Genomic DNA, 25,564 nt, shown 5'->3' with positions numbered 1-25,564 from the left:
ATTGCAACAACTAGTACAGGTTACTTAATTGCTAATAATTCAACTTCAAATACTAATGTTGCGTGCGGTCCGATTGCAGCGCCAGCGCCACGTTCGCCATAGGCAAGATCTGCAGGAACAGCTAATTTGAATTTTGAACCAACAGGCATAAGTTGTAATGCTTCAGTCCAACCAGCGATAACACCACCGATAGGGAATTCAGCAGGTTCGCCACGTTCAACAGAACTGTCAAATACAGTACCGTCAGTCAACGTTCCGTGGTAATGAACACTTACGGTCGCTTCAGCAGTCGGTTTTTCACCTTCGCCTAGATTGATTACTTCATAATGAAGTCCAGATTCAGTAACTGTAACGCCTTCTTTAGCTGCATTTTCAGCAAGGAAAGCTGCACCAGCGGCACCCAATACTTCTGCTTGCTCAGCAGCAGCGGCTTGCATACGTCCAGAGATAACTTCGAAAGCAGTTTGTAAATCTTCGCGAGATACTTGGCTTTCAGCGCCAGCAAATGCGTCTGAGATTCCTGCAGAAATAGCAGATATTTCTAAACCGTCAAAAGGATTAGCAGCAAGTTGCTCTCCCATTTGTAGACCGATACCGTAACTTGCTTGTTTTTCTTGAGTGTTTAGCTGTAGTTCAGACATATTTATTCTCTTAATTTATTGAATGTATTTACCTAATTCTACCATATATGATGGCTTAATAAATGGCTCTGTTTCATTTGTTCGCAGCTTTCGTTATACCTTCTTAAATTACAATCAATTATCAAGCAATTTAATTTATTACAATATTTATAAGCTGTCAGGCGGATATAATAAAACCACTAATATGCAAATGAAACATACCCTAATAAAGATATGGGGTACTTAATTTAGTTTTAAAGGGCGAAGGATGATTTTTTTACATTTAATCTGTTATTAGGCAATCTATTCAGGCGCAGGAAAACACTGCAAAGAAACGCATTGATTACAGTAATGACTGGTTCTAATTGTAAAATAGTAGGAAGGATTTAAACAGCTTGAGCTGGCTAAGAGAGGAATGAATGAATAACAGCAGCTGGTGACAGCAAATCAATGACAAGTGTTTTATCTCTGGCGAGCATCCATTACAACCTTAATCGCTAAATAGAAAGTCAGTTGCTCTGATCTTTGGGGAAATTGAAAAGTGATAATGAATTGGAAGCCCAAAAAATGCCTCCAGTTAGGAGGCATTAATAATAAGGGTTACTAATTTAACTGCATTAACTGCTTAAATCATCAAAAAAAGTTTTGATGCTGGTTAAAAAACCTTCTGATTTTGGCTTATGTTTTGTCGAACTTGATGAACATAAAGTTTCAAACTCTTTTAATAAATCGCGCTGTTTGCTCGATAATTTAACCGGTGTTTCGACCATAACTTTGCACATTAAATCACCTGTCGCATGACTGCGCACTGATTTAACACCTTTGTTACGCATTCGAAAAACACGTCCTGTTTGTGTTTCAGCAGGAATCTTAAGCTTTACGCGACCATCAAGTGTCGGTACTTCAATTTCGCTCCCTAATGCAGCCTCGGTAAAACTAATCGGCACTTCACAATGGAGATTGTTGCCATCACGTTCAAACACATGATGCGGAAGCACATTCATTTGCACATATAAATCACCAGCAGGGCCACCATGTTCACCCGCTTCACCTTCACCACTTAAACGAATGCGATCCCCGGTATCAACACCAGCTGGGATTTTAACCGACATACTTTTACTGCGTTCGTAACGACCATGACCATGACATTTATGACATGGGTCACTGATAATTTTACCCTGGCCACGACATGTCGGACAGGTTTGATTGACAGCAAAGAAACCCTGACGCATTTGCACTTGTCCTTGCCCATAACAAGTACCACAGGTTTTTGCTTCTGTCCCTTTTTTAGCACCCGAGCCATTACACTGTTCACAATGGACTTGGGTAGGAATTTGAATCTCTTTGGAAATACCTTTAACCGCTTCTTCAAGCGTTAATTCCATGTTATAGCGAAGATCTGATCCCTGCTGTGGACGCTGACCGCCACCACCGCGACGACCGCCGCCAAAAATATCACCAAAAATATCACCAAACTGGTCACCAAAATCAGAATTATCAAATCCACCACGTCCCTGCTGGTTTACACCATCATGTCCGTATTGATCATAGGCTGCTTTTTTTTGTGAATCATTAAGAATTTCGTAAGCTTCTTTAACTTCTTTGAATTTGACTTCAAGTTCATCATTACCACTGGTTCTGTCTGGGTGGTATTTCATTGCCAAACGTTTATACGCTTTTTTGACTTCTTTTTCTGTCGCATCACGGCTTATGCCAAGTACTTCATAACAATCACGTTTTGCCATATCTTTTCTCAAAATTTCAATTTATAACCAAACTACTTGGCTATGTATAAAACAAACACGCGGATTATAGAAAAATCCATAACCCGCGTGCCATTAAAACGATTATAACTTAATTAGTTTTCCTAATTATTTTTTATCGTCTTTTTTTACTTCTTCAAACTCAGCATCAACAATATCATCATCTTCTTTGGCTTTTTCTTGAGGCTGTTCCTCGCCTCCAGCTTCACCGGCCTGTGATTTTTGTTGTACGATTTCCATCAGTTTTGCTGAAGCTTCAGCAAGTGCGGCTGTTTTAGCTTCAATAAGATCTTTATCTTCAGTTTTCGTCGCTTCTTCAAGTTCTTTAAGTGCAGCGTCGATTTTTTCTTTTTCATCAGCCGGTAGTGCATCACCAGCTTCTTCAATTTGCTTACGTGTTGTATGAATTATTGCGTCAGCTTCGTTACGAGCTTTCACTACTTCTTCAAATTTCTTATCTGCTTCAGCGTTTGCTTCCGCATCATTAACCATTTTTTCAACTTCTTCTTCAGAAAGACCTGAACTAGATTTAATGGTTATTTTTTGCTCTTGCTTAGTATCTTTATCTTGAGCAGATACGTGTAAAATACCATCGGCATCCATATCAAATGTCACTTCAATTTGAGGAGTACCACGGCTTGCTTTACGGATACCTTCAAGGTTAAATTGACCAAGAGATTTATTATCATTAGCACGTTTACGTTCACCTTGTAAAATATGAATCGTTACCGCGCTTTGGTTATCTTCAGCTGTTGAGAATGTTTGCGATTGTTTAGTTGGAATCGTTGTATTTTTATCGATAACTTTAGTTAAAACACCGCCCATTGTTTCGATACCTAATGATAACGGCGTAACATCTAATAATAATACGTCGGTTTTCTCACCAGAAAGTACTGCACCTTGAATTGCAGCGCCCATAGCAACAGCTTCATCAGGGTTAACATCTTTACGTGCTTCTTTACCAAAGAACTCGGTAACCAGTTTTTGTACAAGGGGCATACGTGTTTGACCACCAACCAAAATAACATCATCAATATCAGCAACAGATAAATCTGCATCTTTTAAAGCAATGCGTAAAGGTTCAAGCGTTGCTTTAACCATATCTTCAACAAGAGACTCTAATTTAGCACGAGTGATCTTGATATTTAAATGTTTAGGACCTGATTGATCGGCTGTGATGTAAGGCAGGTTGATATCTGTTTGTTGTGCACTTGACAGTTCAATTTTTGCTTTTTCAGCAGCTTCTTTAACACGTTGCATTGCAAGCGGATCATTAGTTAAATCAAAACCTTGTTGCGTTTTGAATTCAGCCACTAAAAAGTTGATTAAACGGTTATCAAAATCTTCACCACCTAAATGAGTATCGCCATTTGTTGATAATACTTCGAAGGTTTTTTCGCCATCGACTTCATCGATTTCAATGATTGAGATATCAAAAGTACCACCGCCCAGGTCGTATACAGCAATAACACTGTCACCTTTAGAGCTATCAACACCGTAGGCGAATGCAGCAGCCGTTGGCTCATTGATAATACGTTTAACTTCAAGACCCGCAATTCGACCAGCATCTTTAGTTGCTTGACGCTGCGCATCGTTGAAATATGCAGGTACAGTGATTACCGCGCCAGTCACTTTCTCGCCTAAATAATCTTCAGCTGTTTTTTTCATTTTTTTCAAAACTTCAGCAGATATTTGTGGCGGTGCCATTTTGTTGCCGTGCGCTTCTACCCATGCATCACCATTGTCAGCTTTAACAATTTTGTAAGGCATGATTTTGATATCACGTTGTACTTCTTCATCTTCATAACGACGACCGATTAAACGTTTAATCGCAAAAAGAGTATTTTGAGGGTTAGTGACCGACTGACGTTTTGCAGGTTGTCCAACTAAGGTTTCACCTTCAGTGTAAGCGATGATTGAAGGCGTTGTACGTTCACCTTCTGCATTTTCGATGATTTTAGCTACGCCACCAACAAGTACAGATACACATGAATTTGTTGTACCTAGATCAATACCGATTATTTTGCCCATTTTACTCTTCTCCAAACTTATTTATGTTTTGTGTTGTTTAGTAAGCAGACCCAGTATGTCATTTCATTGTAAAATACTGTGCCGCTTTAATTGTCTTATATATGAGGCGCTATTTTTTACTTTCAAGGGCTAGCATCAAAAAAAATGTATTTTTCTTATTCTGTTATTACCCATGAAAAAGCGGTCTGCAGCACCTTTTATTAACTAGCCGAAAAAGAATGATTAGTCCTCAGCCTTAGACACCATGACCATTGCCGGGCGAATAACACGGCCATTCAATTCATAACCTTTTTGCATCACAGCGATAACTTGATTAGGTGCTACATCCGGGACTGCGCGCATGCTCATCGCTTGATGTTTTTCAGGGTCAAAAGCTTCATCTTGTGGATCAATGACTTTTAAGCCAAACTTGTCGACTGTATCCAGCATAGATTTCAGTGTTAATTCAACGCCTTCAATCATAGGTTTTAGCGTTTCATCTTCTTTATCAGCGTGGCTGATCGCCATTTCCAAACTGTCGATCACAGGTAATAAACCATCTGCAAATTTAACCAGTGCAAATTTGTGCGCTTTTTGAACATCTTGCGCTGCGATACGACGGGCATTCACCACATCAGCCTGAGCACGAGCAACATCAGCTTGCTGATCGACAATCTGTTGTTCAGCAAGCGCTAATTTTTTGTTCAGTACTTCAATCATGTTTAGTTCTTCGTTAGAGGCTTCATCTTGTGCTTGTGCAGATTCATCATTTTCAACTAGCTCGGCTTCAACTTGTTGTTCTGCTTCAACTTGCTCAGCTTCAACTTGTTCTTCCGGAATGATTTTTTTTTCTACCGTCATGGTTTTATCCTAATCAATTAAAGATTTAAATTTTTATATACTCTATTATGGGGATTACAATTATAGTTTCAAGCCTGTTGTGAGGATATGAATAAATTATTCCCCTTCTTAGCGACGAATAAATCCTAACAAATTGACCTGAAAGAAAATAATTACAACTAAAACATTATATCAGGTTATCCTTTAACTATAATATTAAGGTTTAACTAATAAAGGAGCTCTATGGGTGCCCAGCACGACAATTTAATTAAATTTAAAACGATTGGTTTGATTGCCAAAACTCAACATCCCGAAGCTAAACTGACATTATTAGCCTTATATCGTTTTTTGAAAGCTAAAGGCGTTAATCTGGTGATTGATCAGCGAATCGCCGATGAACTTCCTATTAATGGATTTGACCGGGCGGATCTGGTCGGTATCGGAAGCAGTTGTGATTTAGCGATAGTGGTAGGCGGGGATGGTTACATGCTTGGCGCCGCGCGAGTATTGTCACGTTTTGATATTGCTGTTATTGGTGTCAACCGGGGTAACTTAGGCTTTTTAACGGATCTTGATCCGGATAATTTTGAGCAACCATTAGAGCAAGTATTATTAGGTAATTACCAAATAGAAAAACGTTTCTTATTAGAAGCGCAAGTACATCGCCATGGCGATCTTAAAAGCTCAAATACGGCGGTTAATGAAGCGGTTTTACATCCGGATAAAATTGCACATATGCTTGAATTTGAAGTCTATGTTGACGATGACTTCATGTTGAATCAACGCGCTGACGGTCTGATTATTGCGACACCAACGGGTTCAACAGCTTACTCCCTGTCGGGGGGAGGCCCAATTTTAACGCCAAATTTAGATGCCATCAGTCTGTTACCTATGTTTCCCCACACCTTAAATAGCCGCCCCATTGTTATTGACGCGAATAGTCGGGTGCGTTTGAAAATGGCACTATCGAATAAAAGTCAAATGCAAATAAGCTGTGACAGTCATGTGAATTTACCCGTATTACCCGGCGATGAAATAATAATCAAAAAAAGCCAAGATCAATTAAAATTAGTTCATCCCAAAAACTATAACTATTTCCATGTGTTACAAAATAAACTGGGTTGGGGTAATAAACTTTATTAACTAATTAGAAGAGAATTCAACAAACCTCACTTTACTGTTTAAAAAAACAGTATTAGACTGTGCACATATACAGTGTTAATACTCAGTCTTTGGGATGTAAAATTATGCTTAGCCACTTAACTATTCAACATTTTGCCATTGTTCAATTTTTAGAATTAGAATTTCATCAAGGCATGACGACCATCACCGGTGAAACCGGTGCCGGGAAATCCATTGCGATTGACGCACTGGGTTTGTGCCTCGGTGATCGCGCCGATGCCAATATGATAATGGTGGGTACTGAACAGGCTGAAGTGAATGCCCGTTTTACCTTAAATGATACACCTCACGCAAAAAACTGGTTAAAAAAAAACGATCTTGAAGATTCCCCAAGTGATAATGCGGAGTGTTTATTACGCCGAATTATTACCAAAGAAGGCCGTTCCCGCGCTTATATTAATGGCACCCCTGTCCCTCTCTCACAGCTAAAAAGTCTGGGCCAATTTCTGGTTAATATTCACGGTCAGCACGCCCACCAAAGCCTTCTGAAAAATGATATTCAGCTTTCTGTTGTTGATGAATATGCAGGCCATCATCTATTATTACAAAAAGTGAAAGAGACCTATCAAGGCTGGCACTTCATTAATAAGCAACTCAAGGAGCAACAACTTAATCAGCAAGAAAAACAGGCCAGCAAACAGTTACTTGAATACCAAATTGAAGAGTTAGATGCATTTGCGCTCGCTGAAGATGAGTTTCAAAATATTGAGCAGGAGCATAAACGTTTAGCCAACAGCGGTGCTTTATTAACCACCTGTCAAATCAGCCTTTCACAGTTAAGCGAGGGGGAAGAGTTTGATGTGTTGAGCTTATTGCGTAAAAGTATCTCTGCACTCGAGCATCAGATAGATAATGATCCATCATTGGGGCCTATTCTTGCAAGCTTACAGGAAGCCATTATCCCCATCGAAGACGCCAGTTATGAATTACGTCATTTTAGTGACAACTTAGAACTTGATCCTGAACATTTCCAACAATTAGAAACGCGCATGAGCGAAGCGTTATCTTTAGCGCGTAAGCACCAAATTCAACCTGAATTTCTTTTCGAACATCACCAAAAATTAAACAATGAATACCAACAGCTAAATGACTGTAATGCCCAAATAGAACAATTTATACTCGACTTAGCAGAAGCCGAACTCAATTATTTCCAGCAGGCAAATAAACTCAGTCAAAGCCGTTTGCGCTACAGTAAAAAATTAAGTAAAAAGATCACCGCGAGTATCCAGCAGCTCAATATGGAAGAGGGAATATTCGAAGTATCCTTAACCCAGGCAAGTCGCAATACCTTGAGTCCCTTAGGGATAGATGGTATTGAATTTAAAGTGGCAACAAACGCAGGGCAACCCCTGCAGGATTTAGGTAAAGTTGCTTCCGGAGGTGAATTATCGCGTATTGGTTTGGCCATTCAAGTGATTATTAGCCAGCGCGTTTCGACACCAACACTGATTTTTGATGAAGTTGATGCAGGGATCAGTGGCGTGACAGCCGCCGTCGTTGGAAAATCATTGCGCAGTCTGGGTGAGAATACGCAAATATTTTGTGTTACGCATTTACCGCAAGTAGCAGGTAATGGTCATCAGCAGATGTTTGTTAATAAACAAAGTGATGGTAAAACCACTAATACCACCATGTTTAAACTAAATCCTGAAGAGCGTATAAGTGAATTAGCAAGGTTATTAGGCGGAGACCGTATCACTGAACACACATTAGCTAATGCACAGGAATTATTAGTTCCATAAATGATTAAATGAATTAGATGAATTAGATTAGACAGTTAGCCTCTGCGCATCAGGAGGCTTAACTGTCTGCTTCTGCAGCCCTTTACACTTACTATTTAGCTGCATTCCTTGAAAAACTATTATCATTAGACATTTTTGTACTTTTTAAAATGAGCAATGTGTATCCGTTTTATTTTCAAATAAAAATAAAAATAAACCTGTCTTTATTTTTATGACTGGTTAGTATTATTTACCTATTTACCTATTTAGCTAAGTGGTTTTATCAAACATGAAAATATTCTTTCCCTGCCTTCTTTTCATTCTAATGCTTGCTGGTTGTGCGCAAATACCAACACCTCCCCCCACCGAGACTGCGGATTGGGCAGCACATCAACAACAGATTAATGAGTTAACAGATTGGTCTCTGCGCGGAAAAGTGGCCATTATTACAGCCGAAAACCGTCATAGCCTGAATATTTACTGGCAGCAAAACGGCGAAAATTTTCATATTACCTTAACCAGCTTTCTGGGAACGACTATTTTAGATGTCAAAAAGACCGCACTTGGCACTCGAATAATTGACGATCAAGGTAAAATTTATTTTGGTAAAAATACACAGACACTAATGACTCAGTTGTCAGGGATTGAGTTACCCGTAGAGGTTTTACAACAATGGATTAAAGGCAATCCGAGTGGTGCTGTTTTTCAGCTTAATGAAAATAATCAGTTAGTGAGCTTGACCGGACAAGATAACAAAAATGACAACTGGTCTGTCGATTACCAAGATTATAAAACGGTTCAGAAAACAAGCCTCCCCCACAAGCTAGACCTTAGCCGCCAAGATTTACTTATAAAATTTGCAATCCGAAAATGGCTATTAGAGAAAACTGAAATATTTTAAATAAGAGCCGGAACCTCGGTATTTGCAGACTCAAACAGCGCTTATAACTTATTATCTTTCGAGCTGTATTTATAAAGCATAACTCGCTACTATCTTGTCTTAAAATAACCTCCTCAACGATAAAATTGCCAAATAGAGAGATAACGCATGACAAATCCTGACACTATTCGTTGGCCTGCTCCCGCTAAACTTAACTTATTTTTATATATAACGGGTCAACGGGAAGATGGCTACCATGAATTACAAACCCTATTTCAATTTATCGATCTATGTGATTATTTAACTATCACGCCTAATCTCTCCGGAAAAATCACCCTCACCCCAAGCATCGCAGGATTGGCATTAGAAGATAACTTAATTTATAAAGCGGCTATGATGTTAAAAACCCATACGGCAGCAAACAACGGAGCGCATATTACTCTGGAAAAGAATTTACCTATGGGCGGAGGGCTTGGTGGTGGGTCATCGGATGCCGCAACAACTCTGGTCGCATTAAATTATCAATGGAACATCAATTTAACAAAAAGTGAATTGGCAGAAATAGGGGTTTCATTGGGTGCGGATGTCCCTGTTTTTATCTTTGGCAAAGCCGCGATAGCAGAAGGAATAGGTGAAAAATTAAGCCCCGTTTACCCCGCAGAGCGGAGCTACCTGATTGCTACTCCCAATTGCCATATTTCAACAGCCGCCGTTTTTAGAGCAAAAGATCTCATTCGCAATACAAAAAAAAGAACCCATTTGCAGTTAATAAATCAAAATTGGCTGAATGACTGCCAGCCTTATGTGAAAAAAAATTATCCTAAGGTTGCCAAGGTTATAGAGTGGTTGATAGAATACGCGCCAACTCAATTGACTGGCACTGGTGCATGTGTTTTTAGCACATTCAACAGTATTCATGAAGCTGAAATTGTGTTACATAACACCCCTGACTGGTTAGCAGCATTTACCGCAACAGGATTGAATAATTCCCCTTTAAATGAATTATTCGCAACACTTAAATAAAATTTATTAATTGCATAAGGTAATTAATAACAAATGTTAATCAGCATTATTGCTTTTTGACACACACCCCTTAGGATTACAGAGGTCCTCACAGTGCCAAATATGAAACTATTTGCAGGTAATGCGACACCCGATCTAGCTAAAAAAGTTGCAGAGCGTCTTTTCGTTAAACTAGGAAGCGCGGATGTTGGGCGCTTTAGCGATGGAGAGATCCACGTACAAATTAATGAGAACGTACGCGGTGATGATATTTTTATCGTACAGTCTACTTGTGCTCCCACCAATGATAATTTAATGGAATTAATCGTTATGATTGACGCACTTCGTCGTGCATCAGCCGGACGTATTACTGCCGTTATCCCATACTTTGGTTATGCCCGTCAAGACCGTAGAGTTCGCTCAAGTCGTGTGCCGATCACTGCAAAAGTGGTTGCGGATTTCTTGTCAAATGTCGGTGTAGACCGTGTATTGACCGTTGACCTGCATGCAGAGCAAATCCAAGGCTTTTTTGATGTGCCAGTTGATAATGTATTTGGCAGCTCAGTACTTCTTGAAGATATGTTAGAGAAGAAACTGGATAACCCAATGATTGTGTCCCCTGATATTGGCGGTGTTGTTCGTGCGCGTGCACATGCTAAATTACTCGATGATGCCGATTTGGCGATCATCGACAAACGTCGTCCAAAAGCAAACGTTGCGCAAGTAATGCACCTAATAGGTGATGTTGAAGGACGTAACTGTATTATCGTTGATGATATGATCGATACTGGCGGTACATTATGCCAGGCAGCTTTAGCACTTAAAGAACGCGGTGCAAGCTCTGTTTACGCTTATGCGACACATGCTGTTTTCTCTGGAAAAGCGGCTGAAAACATCAAAAACTCTGTTATTGATGAATTCATTGTTACTGACTCAATTCCGCTTTCAGCAGAAATTATTGCAACGGGTAAAGTTAAGCAGTTAACATTGAGTGGCATGCTGGCTGAAGCAATTCGTCGCGTCAGTAACGAAGAATCAATCTCTGCAATGTTTCACTAATCTCGGTCCTCTTCAGCTGTTAATAGCAGTTAAGTAACCCTTTTAACTTTTGTTAATTGTCTTTGAACACAAAAAATACTTTATTGTCTTACTATAAAGCGTTTTTTGTGCTCGAAATTAGTTTTAATGTTGTACAAAATTATGATGGCGCGCTATTATGGCGCGCCTTTTTTATCTGCAGCTAAAGCTGCCGATAAGGTGGTTTTATCTGGTCGCAAGATGAGACCTATTTTAAATTTGAGGAACTTTATAACAGTATCCTCACTATTGGAGTTATACCATGTCTATTAAATTAACAGCAACAACCCGTACAGACCTAGGGAAAGGTGCGAGCCGCCGCCTACGTCATGCGGATCTAGTACCAGCAATAGTATACGGAGCTGATAAAGAAGCCGTTTCTCTTACTTTTACACATAAAGAAATCATCAAAGCAGAAGGCATTGAAGCATTCTATTCTTCAATATTAAACCTGGAAATCGATGGTGTGTCTGAGCAAGTAGTCCTTAAAGATCTACAGCGTCATGCTTTTAAAGCGCGCATTCAACATTTAGATCTATTGCGTGTTGATGCTACACATAAAATCAACAAAACGGTTCCTCTGCACTTCATCAACGAAGAGCTTTCAGAAGCGATTAAAAATGGCGGCGTAGTTTACCGCACAGTTAACGATGTTGAAGTTTTATGTCTACCTGCAGATCTTCCTTCATTCATTGAAGTAGATATCTCTGCGATGGAAATTGGTGATACATTACACCTTTCTAACCTAGCTCTTCCTGCTGGCGTTGAGTCTGTTGAACTAAATAAAGGTGAAGAACATGACCTTCCTATGGTTTCAATTGCACTTTCCAAAAAAGCACCTACTGAAGACGAAGTAGAAGCAGCTGCTGAATAATAGTGTCAACTACTATTAAATTGCTTGTGGGCCTGGCTAATCCAGGCCCAGAATATGTGCAAACCAGACACAATGCCGGACAGTGGTATGTAAACCAACTCGCCTCTCAAGAAAATATCCAACTTAAGCCTGAAGCAAAATTTTACGGTCTAACGGGAAGAATTCAATTTGCCGGTAATGACCTGCGTCTTCTTGTTCCAACTACCTTTATGAACCTCAGTGGAAAAGCGGTTGCTGCGATGGCAAATTTTTATCGCATTAAACCTGAAGAGATCCTTATCGCACACGATGAGCTGGATCTGCTTCCCGGTATAGCGAAGTTTAAATTGGGTGGTGGTCACGGTGGACATAACGGTTTAAAAGATATTATCGAAAAACTGGGTAATAATAAAAATTTTTATCGTCTGCGCATTGGCATCGGTCACCCCGGTGATAAAAACAGAGTCAGCGGTTATGTGCTCGGTAAAGCACCCAGCAGTGAACAAAACCTGATTGACCAAAGTATTGATGAAGCAGCACGTTGTACCCCTATTTTAGGGCAGGACGGACTGGAAAAAGCAATGAATCGCTTACATAGTTTTAAAGCAGAAAAATAATCCGCTTAACACCCCGCAATTAACACACAACTAACAAAATAGGATATAAATCATGGGTTTCAAATGTGGCATAGTAGGCTTACCCAATGTTGGTAAATCAACATTATTTAACGCGTTAACAAAAGCGGGCATTGAAGCTGCTAACTTTCCATTTTGTACGATTGAGCCTAATACGGGTATCGTGCCGGTACCGGATCATCGCCTCGATAAATTAGCTGAAATTGTTAATCCGCAGCGCGTGTTACCAACAACAATGGAATTTGTTGATATTGCAGGTTTAGTTGAAGGCGCTTCTAAAGGTGAAGGACTGGGTAATAAGTTTCTCGCGAACATTCGTGAAACCGATGCCATTGGCCACGTTGTGCGCTGCTTCCAAGACGACAACATTGTGCATGTCGCGGGTAAAATCGATCCTAAAGACGATATTGACATTATCAATACCGAGCTGGCATTGGCCGATTTAGACAGTTGTGATCGTATCCTTTTACGTCTCACCAAAAAAGCCAAAAGTGGCGACAAAGATGCCAAATTTGAAGTACCGGTATTGGAAAAAGTAAAAGCGCATCTTGAAGCCGACGGCTTAGTGCGCGGCCTTGAATTAACGGCAGAAGAAAAAGCTGCGGTTGCCTACCTTAACTTTCTGACCGGCAAACCGACCATGTACATTGCCAATGTCAGTGAAGATGGTTTTGAAAATAACCCCTATTTAGATATTGTCCGTGAAATCGCAGAAAAAGAAGGTTCAGTGGTCGTCGCCGTTTGTGCTGCAATTGAATCTGAAATCGCTGAGCTTGATGAAGAAGACAAAAAAGAGTTTCTCGAAGGCATAGGTCAGGAAGAAGCTGGCTTAAACCGCGTTATCAATAGCGGCTATCAATTATTGCATCTACAGACCTACTTTACAGCGGGTGTTAAAGAAGTGCGCGCCTGGACAGTTAAAGTCGGTGCAACAGCACCACAGGCAGCGGGCGTTATCCACACTGATTTTGAGCGTGGTTTTATCCGTGCTGAAGTAATAGCCTATGATGACTTTGTTGCATGTAAAGGTGAAGCCGGTGCCAAAGAAGCCGGTAAATGGCGCCTGGAAGGTAAAAACTACGTGACTAAAGATGGTGATGTTATCCATTTCCGCTTTAATGTTTAAGGTTTAAGGTTACAATTTATCTTTAAAAGGCAACTTCGGTTGCCTTTTTCATACTATACCCACTCATTTTGCCGCGCTTTAATTAATCACTGCAAAGCGTTATTTTGACACCTTTAGTTTCTAATAATTTTAATACCTTGGGATTCGACTCTGAATCAGTCACCAGCACATCCAATTTATTACTGTCACAAATTTTATAGGTGCCCACCTTCCCGAGTTTCAATGATGATCCTAAACTGATAACCAACTCAGATTGTTCAATGATCGCGGCTAATGTTTCAGCTTCATCTAAACGGTTAATGGTCAGCCCCTGACTTGGATGCAGCGCGTAAACACCTAAGAAACAGACATCAAAATGAATTTTCCTGAGCATCGCATTGGTTGTCGCGCCGAGCGCCATCACCGCAGATTTAGACACTTTGCCGCCTAATAAAATCAATTCGATATTATTATGATGCATTAATTTAGTCGCAACCAGAGGGCTTGGCGTGACCACGGTAAAATTAAAATCGGTTGGTAAATTCATCGCCAACTGCAAACAGGTAGTGCCCGAGTCGATCAATATGGTTTGATGCGCTTTAATGAAGGGAATTGCCGCTAACGCGACACGCTTTTTTAACGGATCAACTTCATCCTGCCGATCGCGATACTCTTGAAATTCCTGCTGCAGCGGTAATGCGCCACCATGCACCCTGCGCAACTTTTTAAGATCATCTAATTGTTTTAAATCACGGCGGATTGTATCTTCGGATACCTGCAGGCTTTGACTTAATCCGGCCGCATAAACCCGGCCTAATTGGCTGATCAAATCCAATATTTTTTCATGCCTTTCTTGTTGTAACATCTTCTATCCTTTGCATTTTATTGCATCATTTAACTTAGCTTATACAGACCGCTTAATACGCGCGATTCCTTTAATTCGGGCTCTATCATCACTAAGCGTAGATCATCTGACGATCGGGCTTGAGGACAGGTGGAAAAATTAATTGAACATATCAAACCAAACCAAGTTCCCGTTAACCAACGCTAACAATCAATCGCTATTTGACGCTGGCAACTCGGTCTCTCTTTCCCATGCGCGCTGATGGTATCGATAGAGTTGATTAGATCCTAAATAATTTACTTTAATACTATTGATATCATCATAAAAACCTTTATTAAAAACAAAAGCACTTTTTAATAACGGCAAGGTTAACCAGCTTGTTGGCACTGCAAGTGATGGTGCATTTTGCAAACGTTTACTGACACTAGCGCCTAATTTTGTAGAAATGGTCCAGCCCCACTCACCAAAGGAAGGGACATTTTGATGGTATTGTTCCACAAAGGGAAATTTAGCTTCTCTTAGGGTTTTAGCTATTGATATAAAGGCATTTTTAGCATGGAATGGTGATGTGGACTGAATCGCTATTACACCATCCCCATTTAACAAATGATTAAGCCGGTAATAAAAATTGGCACTGTAGAGCTTATTTAAATCCGGGTGGCTTGGATCCGGCAGGTCGATAATAATCACATCAAATATTTGTTTGCTCTGCAATAACTTATCAACCGTTATAAAGGCATCATCATTAATAACGGTGACCCGTTTATCATTAAAGCTATTTTCGGTTAACGCGCTAATCTTCTTTGCTAAATAAGCGGGTAATACAGCCTGGGGAGATTTAAACAATTCAACTAACTGCGCATCCAGATCGATTAAGGTGACCTGCTCCGGCTGCCATTTTAACACTTCACGCAATGCCAAACCGTCACCCCCGCCAATAATCAATATTCTATTTTGCCGTGCTGCGGCCTGCATTGCGGGATGTACCAAAAACTCATGGTAAATTTTTTCATCCAGGCTGGAGAATTGTAAGCGCCCGTTAATATAAAAGTTAAAAATGGGCTCAAGATTGCCGCCTAAATTGCGCTGCGTAAACACTAAATTTTGATAAGGTGTTTGGGTTTGATAAACCACCTTATCTTGATACAGAAGGTTTTGCATTTTCTGTTGCCAACTACCGCCATATTGGAAAACTACAAGAACTAAAATGGCTAACAAACCATGCCCGAGCAATAGTTTTTTAACATGCCTTAAATAGTGCTTAAAACGCAGCAGAAAAACAAAGCCCGCTAATAAGTTAAGAGAAGCCGTCAGTGCTGCAGCCTGGCTAATTTCAATACGCAGCATAAACAATACCCAAATCGCGGCACCGAAACCCGCGCCGATATAATCAGCCCCGTAAATAGTACCCGCATTATGGGCTAAATGATGCCCGTATACGGTTTCACGAATTCGCGCAATAAGCGGGATTTCCATGCCGATCAAAAATCCAAGCAGAAATGCAAAAAAATAAGGTAATTGTATGCTCAACCAGTTTAGTTGGGCAATGATCCCTCCCTCTGGCCGGGTGTCTATCGGGATTTGATAGGTTTCAGCCAGAAGATGCGGTAATGTCTGCCCAAAACCGATGATCGAGGCGATAAACAAGGTCGCACAACAACCAATCAAAGCCACGGCTAATTCTAAAATAACAAAACCTTGAAAGGCATTGGAAATTTTTTTGGCGGCAAAGGCACCTAGTCCCATAGATACAATCATAATACCAATAATCGCATAGATAACGGTTTCAACACTGCCCAGAATACGCGCTGAATAATGAGAAAGTAAATACTCATAAATCAGACCACAGCAAGCCAGTACTGACATTATGAGTATCAGCAGGCTGTCATCGATCAGCAGTTTTACTTTTTTTGCTTTGACCATTTTTTTCTCTAACGGGGATAAAAAAGGCCATCAAAGGATGACCGATTAAATAAGGGATAAGCGATCAGCTATCAGCTATCGGCTGTCGGCTGAAAGCTGCGAGTATCGAGCTTCTAGTCTCGAACTTCTAGCTCGTAACTCGTGGCTCTAAAGCTCGTGGCTCGTGGCTCGTGGTTCAGGCCATTAATGCCATCAATAACAATGCGATTGCAAAAGAGGTGGTCAACTCGACCGTGGCAATGCCAATATTATCCTGAACTTCAATCTCTTCGCGGCGGTTTATTCCCCACAGGACGATAAACTTAGCAATGGCGGTTAATAATGTTAATGCCAGCATCAAAATAACACTCATGATAGTCCATTGTGTTATACCCACCCATAAAGATTGCGCATCGTAGACCACAAAATAACTTGCGGCAGTGACTGACATGGCCGTTGAAATCAAATACCCGGAGTAACGAATAGCGACAGCCATCTGCCCTTTTTCTAAGGTTGCCTGAAAGCTGATACCGTTATTTTTAGAAAATCGCCATTCAAATATTCGCGTAATCATAACCAGCATGATTTGTGAAATTATCCACGCACAGAAAATTGCGACAAAGGTTTGAATGCCCAGTCCTTCAGCCCAAAGCAATGCGGCACGGACCACGATGGCTGTCGCAATGACTGAAGCGGCATCGACCAGGCCGACAGAGATATTTCTTTGTAGAATTTGATCCTGTTTATGGAAATCAGGTAAGGCGAATTTATCGTGAATATATCGTCCCGCTTTGATCAATAATAATCCAATCAATCCGTAAGTTAGCATGCCGATTAACTCGGCTGAATAGGATCCGGCCAGCTCTCCCGTGATGGCACCGCTTAAGGCGATCCCCATTGCTGCCACGCTACCCGCAAGACTGATACCGTAGGCAAAGTTGTCATTTATCGCTAACTCATTTTTGGTATTAACATTACCGATAAACCCCATGGTATAACGAATTCCGCCTAATAAAAGAATTGCTACTGCCATATCAATTAATAAATAAATGACCAAACTGCCATTTTGCTCTAATGTTGCCATTAATTCATTCATATTTTTTAGCCTTATTTTCCGCGACTTATACCGCGAGAGGTCGTTGTTTTGCTATTTCTAAAACTGCTCGATGATTTTGCTTTTGAGTAACTAGACTTTCCTGCAAAAGAGGTTGCCTGCTGCGCCTGCCGACTGGAAGTCGACATACGGCTTGCCCCCGTTTTAGATTTTGCATAGGGGCTTCGAAAACCACCCTTACTGGCAAATTGTTTTTTGGTTCTGGCGGCTAAATTATCCTGAGATTTTGCTTGTTGTGGTGAGGTATAACGGTTACGACCCACATCGTTGTAATAACTGTAATCTCGGCGTGATGACCAGCTATCATAGCGAGTACGGTTAGGTGAGAGAGCCGAAAACATGGAGTACATGCCATACCACTGCCAGAATGATGTCCCGCCACTGTTAGTTTGCCATTGCCCGTAGCCGGGATTACCCACTAGCTGACTGCCGGCGCCATTATCTGCAGCAGCATTTGCCTGCAGACTTTGCTGTTTACTGATGGCATTAACACGCGCTAATTCTCCATCGGACAGATCGGCAATCACATTAATAGGATCCGATAAGGCATCATTAAATAAAGCCGGATCCGATGCCGCAATAAGATTTTCACTTTCGAATAACTGCGCTTCGATATCGCCCAATACCTGCGGTTGCTCTTTAAGTGTTTTTAAACGCTGCAGCAGACCTTGATACATTGGCCCTTGACGCGTTGCATCACGACTTAATTGCGTTAACAAAGGTTTAAGTTGCGGTTTATCTTGTCCTAACAGTCTCGCGTATTCACTTAAAATAGCAGCATTACCTAATGCCTTTGTATCAAGATTTTCGCCCAGGTTAGTTGTTAAATATTCGGCGGTTCTGGTATTCGCCTGAAGTTGTTCGGAACGCTCATCTCCACAGGCGATAAGTAAAAAACTCAGCCCTAAAATAAATAACATCTTAGCTTTCATTGCGCCCCCTAGTGCGATAAACAATCAATAACACGCAGCAAATCATCCTGAGTATCGATTCCAGGTGGTGGTATTGCATTTGCCTGCTCAACGTGAATTTTAAAACCATGCCATAATACGCGCAGCTGCTCAAGTTTCTCTATCAGTTCCAGCGGGGAAACAGATAATGTCGCATACTCTTGAAGAAAACTAACGCGGTAGGCATAAATACCGATATGACGTTGTAAAGCCGTAAAATCTACCGATTTTTTAGTCTGATTTTCGACACTGAAATCATCACGATTCCATGGAATGGTGGCTCGGCTGAAATACAATGCCATGTTATTTTTATCACAAACCACTTTTACGGCGTTAGTATTAAAAATATCGGCAAACTCTTCAATCGGCGCACTTAATGTCGCCACACTGGCAGCACTGTTTTGTTGCAGGTTAGCCGCAACCTGTTTAATGACTGACGGGGGAATTAAGGGTTCATCTCCCTGTACATTGACTATTATCTCATCATCGCCCAATTTAAACTGCTGGCAAACCTCAGCTAAACGATCCGTGCCGGACTGATGTTCCTTGGATGTCATGCATACATCAATCTTCTTAATATGCTTTAAAGCATCAACAATACGCTGATCATCGGTCGCTACGATAACTTGTTTGGCGCCACTTTTTAAAGCTTGCTCAGTGACCCGCTCAATCATGGTTTTCCCTAAGATATCAAGCAGCGGTTTAGCCGGTAAACGCGTTGAATCATAACGCGCAGGTATCACGACAATAAATGACATATTACTCCTCGTCGGACGTAATGGTCCGCGCTTTGACTTTCAACAGAGCAGGAATGCCGTCAATAACAGGGTAGGCAAGATGATCAAATTTACAAATAAGTTCATTGCTGTTTTTTTTATAACTTAACTTACCTTTGCATAATGGGCAGGCGATAATATCAAGTAGCTTAATGTCTAACATTTTATTTCCTTAATCCTATTTAATAATTTTTTTTCAAAGCGCGCCGGAAATTCGGCTGAAACAGGTAAATACCACCAGTTTGGCTGTGCAAAGTCAGTGCATTTAACCGCATCTTTTTCTGTCATTAACAGAGGAATAGACGCTTCGAATTGAGTGAAATCATCTTTTGAAAAAGCATGATGATCATTAAAACTGACGGCTTTTAATATTTCAAACTGCTGCTGGTTAAGGGTATCAAAAAATCGTTGCGGATAACCAATCGCAGCACAAGCGTTGATTTTAAGACCGCTGGCAAGCTGTGCCACTTCTCCATCAACACGTTTGCAGCTTTCGGCCTTTAACAACATGGTCATTTCATTAACCTGCTGTCCGCCATTATTAACCACAAAATCAACACTGTTTAAACGTGATAGATTTTCCCGCAACGGCCCCATCGGGATAAGCTGCTGGTTACCAAAACGACGCTTGCCATCAACAATAACGATTTCGATATCCCGTTGTAATGCATAATGCTGCAATCCATCATCACTGATAATAATATCAGCCAAACAATGCAGCTCAATATAGTTAACTGCATTTTTACGTGTTGGATCAACCACCACGGGAATCCCCAGACGCTTATAGATTAAGACCGGCTCATCACCCGCCTCATGGCCCTTAATATGATCGTCCACAAGCAACGGATAATGGTTGCTTTTTCCGCCATAACCGCGGCTGATCACGGCGGGTTTGTAACCCGCCGCGATCAGCTTTTCGCATAACCAGATAACAAAAGGTGTTTTACCATTGCCACCGACAGAAATATTACCGACTATAATAACGGGTAACTTACTTTTATAACGTTTAAAAAAACCTTTCTGATAAGCCAAGCGGCGACATAAACTGATCATTTTAAACAGTAAAGCCAATGGCAAAAGTAACCACGCCCAAGTAACTCGGCGGTACCAAAACGGCATTATAACTCTCCAGCCGCTTGAATTTTACTAAGGCTGTGATAAATCGCTTTTTTCTCAATAAGTTCTGCATGTGTGCCACGCTCTACCACACGGCCATCATCAATCACTAAAATTTGATTGGCATGTTCAATGGTTGATAAACGATGCGCAATAACAATAGAGGTTCTGTCTTTTTGTAATATATCAAGTGCCGCTTGAATATGACGTTCAGATTCCGAATCTAAAGCAGAAGTCGCTTCATCAAGAATTAAAATAGGGGCATCACGCAACAATGCACGTGCAATGGCCAATCGTTGACGTTGCCCGCCCGACAACAGGGCTCCATTTTCACCAATCACAGTGTCTAACCCGTTTGGAAACTGCTCAATAAACTCCATCGCATTGGCGGTTTCAGCGGCTTGGATAATATCTTCCCGGGTAAATTTACCATCGCTTGCATAAGCGATATTATTAGCAATAGAATCGTTAAACAGATGCACACTTTGTGAAACGATAGCCACTTGATTTCGTAATGAGGCAAGGGTGTATTCCTGAATATTCACACCATCGATGCTGATCACGCCGCTATCAATGTCGTAAAAACGAGTTAATAAATTGGCAATGGTCGATTTCCCACTGCCTGAGCGCCCCACTAAGGCAAAAGTTTCCCCGGCCTTAACCTTAAAACTAACATTTTTTAAGGCCGGTTTTTCAGTCGTTGGGTAGGAAAATACAATATTATTCAGTTCAATATCACCCTTGGCACGTTTAATCACTTTAGTCCCCGAATCTAGCGCAGAAGTTGTGTCTAATACTTTGAATAAACTCACACTGGCCGCAATACCGCGCTGTATATCACCAACCACCTCGGTAATCACTTTTAGCGGTTTCATTAATGCCATCATAGAAGAAATAATGACAATAAAGGTACCTGGGGTTAAGTCATCAATAATTGAGGGTTTGGTCGCCAGAAATAAAACAAAGGCTAAGGCAAAAGAGGCCAGGCTTTGCACTATTGGCGTACTGATCGCCTGTGCGCTGACCATTTTCATATTTTGAGAGCGAACAGAATTACTGACCTGCTCAAACTTTTTATTTTCAAGTTGTTGGCCGCCAAACATTAACACTTCTTTATGACCTTTTAACATCTGCTCTGAAGCCGTTGTTACTGAGCCCATTGCATCTTGTAAATTTTTACTGATTTTACGAAAACGTTTACTCACCACGCTAATAGCAATGCCCACAATAGGCGCAATCAAAAAGAAAACTAATGATAATTGCCAACTTTGTATAAACATCAAACCGACCAAAGCAATAATAGTGGCACCATCACGGAATATTTTTATCAGGGCCTTGGTTGAGGCGGACGTCACCTGATTAGCGTCGTAGGTGATTTTAGAGAGTAAGTCACCGGTATTTGTTTTATCAAAAAAGCTAATAGGTAAGGCTATCAAATGGCTAAACAACTCGCGTTGTAATTTCATTACTACATGGGTGCCTACCCAGGACATACAGTATGAACTGACGAAGGCAACCACTCCCCTTGCCGCAATAATTAGAATCACAAAAATGGGCATAAAAGTTAAAATTTCAGGGCTCTGCCCGGTCAAGCCCTCATCCATCAGGGGCTTTATTGAATAGATAAAAGCGGTATCGATGACGGCATAACCAATCATAGCAATAATGGCAGCCACTAAGCCCAATTTAAACTCTTTAACGTATCCCAGTAAACGCTTAAAAACCAACCAACTATTTACTTCTTTATTTTCCATGATTCACCAAGTACTTCTATTAGAGAGAAAAAGAGTGATGATACCAATAAGGGGCAAGATCTTCTCGATATGTTTGCATGATAATCTTATCCGTTGTTATTTTAAAACGAATAAACCCATTCAAACCGCTGTTTACCATTCTAACATTTTGATCTTGATAACGTAACTTTACCTCTGCGGCCGGAAATCCCCAGCGATTCATAAATCCCGCACTAAAAACAACCCATTGTGGGGTGACAGTTTTAATAAATTCTACTGTTGATGAGTGCCGACTTCCATGATGAGGGGCAAGCAAAAGTGTGCTTTTTAAATCATCCCCATACTGTGCAACTAACTTAACCTCTTGTTTTTTCTCAATATCCCCCGTCAACAAAAATGAATAATGACCATCATCAATGCGTAAAACACAAGAGTTATTATTATTGTTTGTCCCCATAGTTAATGGTGATAGTACTTTTACCGATAGCGAACCTAATGACCATTTCATGCCTGCACGACAGAATGTTGTTTTTTTATTTTGCAGTGCCGAAGGCGCTAACGGCTCGCCTAGCAGTATATATTCAGGCAGAAAAGCGTGGTTAATGACATCCACGCCACCCGCATGGTCAATATCACTGTGACTTACCACTAAATAATCCAACTTATCAATGCCAATAGAGTGCAAATAGGGCAGTGTCTCAACGGCGGCAGTAGTAAATCCTGACGGATAACGAGGACCGGTATCATAGAGCAGGCTTTTTCCTTGGCTTTTGACTAACACCGACAATCCCTGCCCGATGTCGATGATCTCAACCTGCCACTCGTGGGGTTTATTTTTCTTTTCCGACCATAATAATAAAAACACCGAGGAGAGTAATATAAAAGTAAAAAAATAACTGAGGCGATCATTAACATGCTGTAGTTTAAATAAAATATAAAGCACTAACATTAAAACAACAACAAAAATAAGAGCAATCCCCTGATCGTAAGAAAAGGACAAGTAGGCAAATGTTATTTGCTCAAACACAATAAAAAAATAACCGATTAAACGATCTGCAATAGTAAATAACAGTACTGAGATCGGTTGATAAACAACCGAAAAAACAACCGCTAATAAAATAACAGGAATAATTAACAGTGAAAACAGAGGTACCGCCAGCAGATTAATAAAGGGCGCAAGCATTGAAAAAGATGAAAAAATTAACAGCTGAACAGGTAACATTAACAAACTCAGCGCGCACTGAATGAGCAGTAAAAATTTAAAGTAATGTTTGATTTTTGTAAATCCCAACATCTCACCATTTTTTGCCTTCCTGTTTTTAAATTGAGGAAAATGCCATAAAACAATTAAGATCAAACAGACTGCCACATAGGATAACCATAAGCTTAAACTGAGTAGGGCCAAAGGATCCCATAATAAAATAACAAAAAATGTCAAGCCTAACAGATCGATCAAACTGCACTTTCGTTTCATTGATAAAATAGCAACCGAAAATAACAACATTAAAAAGGCACGCTGAGTCGGTAAGGAAAAACCGGCTAAATAAGCGTATAAAAATGCCCCGAGTAATGCCGTTAAGCTTATAAATCGCCAGGAAAACCAGCCGAGATATTTCTTGGGGAAAAAACCCAGGGTAAAATAAGCCACGCATAAATAAATACAGGAAAAAAACAGGCTAATATGTAAACCTGAAATAGCGAATAGATGGGCAATGCCCAACTGTTGAATTAACGCTTTTTTCTCTGCCGTTATTAGTGATTTATCTGCAAAAGATAAGGCTAGAATAGCGCCCTGATTGTTTAAAGAGTCGGAAAGATTTACCACTCTTTCATACAAATAAGATCTTAAGGAAAAAGCTGCATTTTCCTTTTGAAGATGCGACTTTATAATAGCCTGGTAGGCAATATGTTCAGAGTACTTGTATTTTTGCTGGTCAAATCCTGCCGGATTAGCACGTCCGTAAATAGGTTTAAAGCGCACCTTAAAAAGGTGTTTTTCATTTTCCTGTACTTTTACTGTCGGTGCGTACCAGCGCATTTCCAATAAAGGAGCATAATTTAAGTGATGCCCATCAAGTTCAACTAACTTGGCGCGGAAATATCCTTTATTTTGCTCACTGATTAAGGACTTAATTTGCACAACTATGCTATGGTTTCGGCCATCGACATAAGTCTGCAGGGGGGCTGAATTTGAAAAGGGGAAATTAGTAACGGGTTGAAAAGCAAAAAAACTTCCTGTTAATGCTAAAGAAGTATAAAGTGAGAAATAAGCAGCACAAAAAGGGACCACCGCTAGAATACGCAGGCGCGGCATCAACATTAAATAAATAAATAAAACGCCACAGAATATTATTTCGTTATGATCTAATAATCGAGGCCAAAATAGGCTTGATATAAATACAATAATTGACAGCCACAATAATAGACGCATTGTCATTCGAATCCATTTAAGTAAACCTTAATTATATGCCAAAAAAATTTCTTAAACGTTTTACTCCAAAACCTGAAACGTTAAAAGCACATCCTCACCTTAGGCATTTTGGCGAAACGCTGCATAATCCCAATCTATGGCACTTAAACCGCCGCAGTGCAGCAGGTGCTGTCGCTGTTGGGCTATTTTGTGCCTGGATGCCCATTCCTTTCCAGATGATCTTAGCCGCTGCTATCGCCATCATATTTACGGTTAACCTGCCTTTATCCGTTGCGCTAGTTTGGCTTTCAAACCCCCTGACCATGGGCCCCTTATTTTATGGCGCTTACCGTTTAGGTGCCTTTATCATGCATCTGCCTGTGCAGCATTTTCACTTCGAACTATCTTATGCCTGGTTATGCGCAACGTTTGAAACCATCGCCCCGCCACTGTTTTTAGGTGCACTGATCCTTGGCTGCACAAGTGCCTTTTTGGGGTATTTCCTATTTCGTGCTTTTTGGCGGTTTACTGTTACCCAAAAATGGCAACGCAGACATAAAAAATAATCCGCTCATTTAGCACCCCGGCTAATACCAAATCCATTAAATTTATACTGCTTAAAACACCTTACTTTGATGAATTTTCTACCCCTAAATAGTAGCATTTCTGTAATAAGCTGACTCTGGCACAAGCAGTCGGTAGATAAAAATCGGCAAGTAATACCAAATCTATTAATTTTCTGCTCATTTATGCGAGTTAAAACACATGCTAGCTAGACATAAAACTACGTTTTAGTCTGAGTGATTAATTTGATTCATAACATCCTGTTATTCCCAACTACGTGGCCAGCTAACACTGTTCAAAATCGTTCCATACGATTTTGTGGAATTGGTATAACTTCCCATATAGATGCAATTTATTGAACAGAGTGTTGGCACTCTCTCTACATCACAAATAAAAATATTCTACACTCAGCTACATTCATTAATAAAAACATTCTTTACTCAGCTACATTCATTAATAAAAACATT

The 25,564-nt window shown here is 40.5% G+C and carries 22 protein-coding genes; 9 read left to right on the top strand and 13 right to left on the bottom strand.

What is annotated here, in order from left to right; translation table 11 throughout:
- Nucleotides 1-20: 20 nt before the first annotated feature.
- The 4 genes from CXF72_RS03840 to grpE all read right to left on the bottom strand — a co-directional run bounded on the left by CXF72_RS03840 (nucleotide 21) and on the right by grpE (nucleotide 5,254).
- Nucleotides 21-641 carry an FKBP-type peptidyl-prolyl cis-trans isomerase gene (locus tag CXF72_RS03840; RefSeq protein WP_101036960.1) on the bottom strand — a complete coding sequence of 207 codons (621 nt, stop codon included), beginning with the start codon at nucleotides 639-641 and terminating at the stop codon, nucleotides 21-23.
- 596 nt (nucleotides 642-1,237) lie between these two features.
- Nucleotides 1,238-2,365 carry a molecular chaperone DnaJ gene (gene dnaJ, locus CXF72_RS03835; RefSeq protein WP_101036959.1) on the bottom strand — a complete coding sequence of 376 codons (1,128 nt, stop codon included), beginning with the start codon at nucleotides 2,363-2,365 and terminating at the stop codon, nucleotides 1,238-1,240.
- Nucleotides 2,366-2,491: 126 nt separating this feature from the next.
- Nucleotides 2,492-4,414, bottom strand: a complete 1,923-nt coding sequence (gene dnaK, locus CXF72_RS03830; RefSeq protein ID WP_101036958.1) for a molecular chaperone DnaK — start codon at nucleotides 4,412-4,414, stop codon at nucleotides 2,492-2,494.
- Between the two features lie 222 nt (nucleotides 4,415-4,636).
- Nucleotides 4,637-5,254, bottom strand: a complete 618-nt coding sequence (grpE, locus tag CXF72_RS03825) for a nucleotide exchange factor GrpE (RefSeq protein WP_101036957.1) — start codon at nucleotides 5,252-5,254, stop codon at nucleotides 4,637-4,639.
- Between the two features lie 222 nt (nucleotides 5,255-5,476).
- On the opposite strand from grpE, the gene nadK reads away from it, so the two are divergent.
- From nadK to ychF, 8 genes are all read left to right on the top strand, one after another.
- Nucleotides 5,477-6,376: an NAD(+) kinase gene (gene nadK / locus CXF72_RS03820; RefSeq protein WP_101036956.1), complete on the top strand. Its 900-nt coding sequence runs from the start codon at nucleotides 5,477-5,479 to the stop codon at nucleotides 6,374-6,376.
- Between the two features lie 104 nt (nucleotides 6,377-6,480).
- A complete protein-coding gene (gene recN, locus CXF72_RS03815) occupies nucleotides 6,481-8,157 on the top strand; it encodes a DNA repair protein RecN (protein ID WP_101036955.1) in 1,677 nt (558 codons plus the stop codon).
- Between the two features lie 268 nt (nucleotides 8,158-8,425).
- Nucleotides 8,426-9,037: a lipoprotein insertase outer membrane protein LolB gene (lolB, locus tag CXF72_RS03810; RefSeq protein ID WP_101036954.1), complete on the top strand. Its 612-nt coding sequence runs from the start codon at nucleotides 8,426-8,428 to the stop codon at nucleotides 9,035-9,037.
- A 147-nt stretch (nucleotides 9,038-9,184) separates the two neighbouring features.
- Entirely contained in the window at nucleotides 9,185-10,039 is an 855-nt protein-coding gene (gene ispE / locus CXF72_RS03805; protein ID WP_101036953.1) for a 4-(cytidine 5'-diphospho)-2-C-methyl-D-erythritol kinase, read from the top strand.
- 93 nt (nucleotides 10,040-10,132) lie between these two features.
- Nucleotides 10,133-11,077, top strand: a complete 945-nt coding sequence (locus CXF72_RS03800; RefSeq protein ID WP_011769316.1) for a ribose-phosphate pyrophosphokinase — start codon at nucleotides 10,133-10,135, stop codon at nucleotides 11,075-11,077.
- 280 nt (nucleotides 11,078-11,357) lie between these two features.
- Entirely contained in the window at nucleotides 11,358-11,969 is a 612-nt protein-coding gene (locus tag CXF72_RS03795) for a 50S ribosomal protein L25/general stress protein Ctc (RefSeq protein WP_101036952.1), read from the top strand.
- Between the two features lie 2 nt (nucleotides 11,970-11,971).
- Nucleotides 11,972-12,565, top strand: coding sequence for an aminoacyl-tRNA hydrolase (gene pth / locus CXF72_RS03790; RefSeq protein ID WP_101036951.1), 594 nt, complete (start codon nucleotides 11,972-11,974; stop codon nucleotides 12,563-12,565).
- 52 nt (nucleotides 12,566-12,617) lie between these two features.
- Nucleotides 12,618-13,709, top strand: coding sequence for a redox-regulated ATPase YchF (gene ychF / locus CXF72_RS03785; RefSeq protein WP_101036950.1), 1,092 nt, complete (start codon nucleotides 12,618-12,620; stop codon nucleotides 13,707-13,709).
- An 82-nt stretch (nucleotides 13,710-13,791) separates the two neighbouring features.
- Here ychF and CXF72_RS03780 read toward each other — a convergent pair whose 3' ends face one another.
- From CXF72_RS03780 to CXF72_RS03740, 9 genes are all read right to left on the bottom strand, one after another.
- Nucleotides 13,792-14,553: a DeoR/GlpR family DNA-binding transcription regulator gene (locus tag CXF72_RS03780; protein ID WP_101036949.1), complete on the bottom strand. Its 762-nt coding sequence runs from the start codon at nucleotides 14,551-14,553 to the stop codon at nucleotides 13,792-13,794.
- Nucleotides 14,554-14,742: 189 nt separating this feature from the next.
- The gene (locus CXF72_RS03775) at nucleotides 14,743-16,455 is read right to left on the bottom strand and encodes a polyamine aminopropyltransferase (RefSeq protein WP_101036948.1); all 1,713 of its coding nucleotides are present in this window, start codon (nucleotides 16,453-16,455) and stop codon (nucleotides 14,743-14,745) included.
- A 175-nt stretch (nucleotides 16,456-16,630) separates the two neighbouring features.
- Nucleotides 16,631-17,530 carry a DUF350 domain-containing protein gene (locus CXF72_RS03770; RefSeq protein ID WP_101036947.1) on the bottom strand — a complete coding sequence of 300 codons (900 nt, stop codon included), beginning with the start codon at nucleotides 17,528-17,530 and terminating at the stop codon, nucleotides 16,631-16,633.
- An 11-nt stretch (nucleotides 17,531-17,541) separates the two neighbouring features.
- Nucleotides 17,542-18,480, bottom strand: a complete 939-nt coding sequence (locus CXF72_RS03765; protein WP_101036946.1) for a hypothetical protein — start codon at nucleotides 18,478-18,480, stop codon at nucleotides 17,542-17,544.
- Between the two features lie 8 nt (nucleotides 18,481-18,488).
- Entirely contained in the window at nucleotides 18,489-19,256 is a 768-nt protein-coding gene (kdsB, locus tag CXF72_RS03760) for a 3-deoxy-manno-octulosonate cytidylyltransferase (RefSeq protein ID WP_101036945.1), read from the bottom strand.
- A gap of 1 nt (nucleotide 19,257) precedes the next feature.
- Complete coding sequence (locus CXF72_RS03755) at nucleotides 19,258-19,437, bottom strand: Trm112 family protein (RefSeq protein WP_101036944.1); 180 nt, start codon at nucleotides 19,435-19,437, stop codon at nucleotides 19,258-19,260.
- Nucleotides 19,431-20,393 (bottom strand): tetraacyldisaccharide 4'-kinase, encoded by a 963-nt coding sequence (gene lpxK, locus CXF72_RS03750; protein WP_101036943.1) that lies wholly within the window; start codon nucleotides 20,391-20,393, stop codon nucleotides 19,431-19,433. Before lpxK ends, CXF72_RS03755 begins: the two co-directional genes overlap by 7 nt.
- On the bottom strand, nucleotides 20,393-22,144 hold the full coding sequence (gene msbA / locus CXF72_RS03745) for a lipid A ABC transporter ATP-binding protein/permease MsbA (protein ID WP_101036942.1): 1,752 nt from the start codon (nucleotides 22,142-22,144) through the stop codon (nucleotides 20,393-20,395). The genes lpxK and msbA overlap by 1 nt, the downstream gene beginning before the upstream one ends.
- Before the next feature lie 19 nt (nucleotides 22,145-22,163).
- Nucleotides 22,164-24,560, bottom strand: a complete 2,397-nt coding sequence (locus CXF72_RS03740) for a DNA internalization-related competence protein ComEC/Rec2 (RefSeq protein ID WP_101036941.1) — start codon at nucleotides 24,558-24,560, stop codon at nucleotides 22,164-22,166.
- Nucleotides 24,561-24,589: 29 nt separating this feature from the next.
- Between CXF72_RS03740 and CXF72_RS03735 the strand changes: the two genes are divergently transcribed.
- On the top strand, nucleotides 24,590-25,099 hold the full coding sequence (locus CXF72_RS03735) for a DUF2062 domain-containing protein (protein ID WP_101036940.1): 510 nt from the start codon (nucleotides 24,590-24,592) through the stop codon (nucleotides 25,097-25,099).
- The last annotated feature ends 465 nt before the right edge of the window (nucleotides 25,100-25,564 follow it).

It is taken from the genome of Psychromonas sp. MB-3u-54 (assembly GCF_002836415.1).
Classification (GTDB): Bacteria; Pseudomonadota; Gammaproteobacteria; order Enterobacterales; family Psychromonadaceae; genus Psychromonas.
This window is presented reverse-complemented; position numbering and strand designations above follow the sequence as displayed.

Bases quoted from the DNA above. Each gene is read 5' to 3' on its own strand.
- grpE (WP_101036957.1), bottom strand. From the start codon at position 5,254: ATGACGGTAGAAAAAAAAATCATTCCGGAAGAACAAGTTGAAGCTGAG.
- CXF72_RS03740 (WP_101036941.1), bottom strand. From the start codon at position 24,560: ATGACAATGCGTCTATTATTGTGGCTGTCAATTATTGTATTTATATCA.
- recN (WP_101036955.1), top strand. From the start codon at position 6,481: ATGCTTAGCCACTTAACTATTCAACATTTTGCCATTGTTCAATTTTTA.
- CXF72_RS03735 (WP_101036940.1), top strand. From the start codon at position 24,590: ATGCCAAAAAAATTTCTTAAACGTTTTACTCCAAAACCTGAAACGTTA.
- CXF72_RS03755 (WP_101036944.1), bottom strand. From the start codon at position 19,437: ATGTTAGACATTAAGCTACTTGATATTATCGCCTGCCCATTATGCAAA.
- dnaJ (WP_101036959.1), bottom strand. From the start codon at position 2,365: ATGGCAAAACGTGATTGTTATGAAGTACTTGGCATAAGCCGTGATGCG.
- ispE (WP_101036953.1), top strand. From the start codon at position 9,185: ATGACAAATCCTGACACTATTCGTTGGCCTGCTCCCGCTAAACTTAAC.
- CXF72_RS03840 (WP_101036960.1), bottom strand. From the start codon at position 641: ATGTCTGAACTACAGCTAAACACTCAAGAAAAACAAGCAAGTTACGGT.
- lpxK (WP_101036943.1), bottom strand. From the start codon at position 20,393: ATGCCGTTTTGGTACCGCCGAGTTACTTGGGCGTGGTTACTTTTGCCA.
- kdsB (WP_101036945.1), bottom strand. From the start codon at position 19,256: ATGTCATTTATTGTCGTGATACCTGCGCGTTATGATTCAACGCGTTTA.
- ychF (WP_101036950.1), top strand. From the start codon at position 12,618: ATGGGTTTCAAATGTGGCATAGTAGGCTTACCCAATGTTGGTAAATCA.
- lolB (WP_101036954.1), top strand. From the start codon at position 8,426: ATGAAAATATTCTTTCCCTGCCTTCTTTTCATTCTAATGCTTGCTGGT.
- CXF72_RS03770 (WP_101036947.1), bottom strand. From the start codon at position 17,530: ATGAATGAATTAATGGCAACATTAGAGCAAAATGGCAGTTTGGTCATT.
- msbA (WP_101036942.1), bottom strand. From the start codon at position 22,144: ATGGAAAATAAAGAAGTAAATAGTTGGTTGGTTTTTAAGCGTTTACTG.
- CXF72_RS03775 (WP_101036948.1), bottom strand. From the start codon at position 16,455: ATGGTCAAAGCAAAAAAAGTAAAACTGCTGATCGATGACAGCCTGCTG.
- dnaK (WP_101036958.1), bottom strand. From the start codon at position 4,414: ATGGGCAAAATAATCGGTATTGATCTAGGTACAACAAATTCATGTGTA.
- CXF72_RS03765 (WP_101036946.1), bottom strand. From the start codon at position 18,480: ATGAAAGCTAAGATGTTATTTATTTTAGGGCTGAGTTTTTTACTTATC.
- CXF72_RS03780 (WP_101036949.1), bottom strand. From the start codon at position 14,553: ATGTTACAACAAGAAAGGCATGAAAAAATATTGGATTTGATCAGCCAA.
- CXF72_RS03795 (WP_101036952.1), top strand. From the start codon at position 11,358: ATGTCTATTAAATTAACAGCAACAACCCGTACAGACCTAGGGAAAGGT.
- nadK (WP_101036956.1), top strand. From the start codon at position 5,477: ATGGGTGCCCAGCACGACAATTTAATTAAATTTAAAACGATTGGTTTG.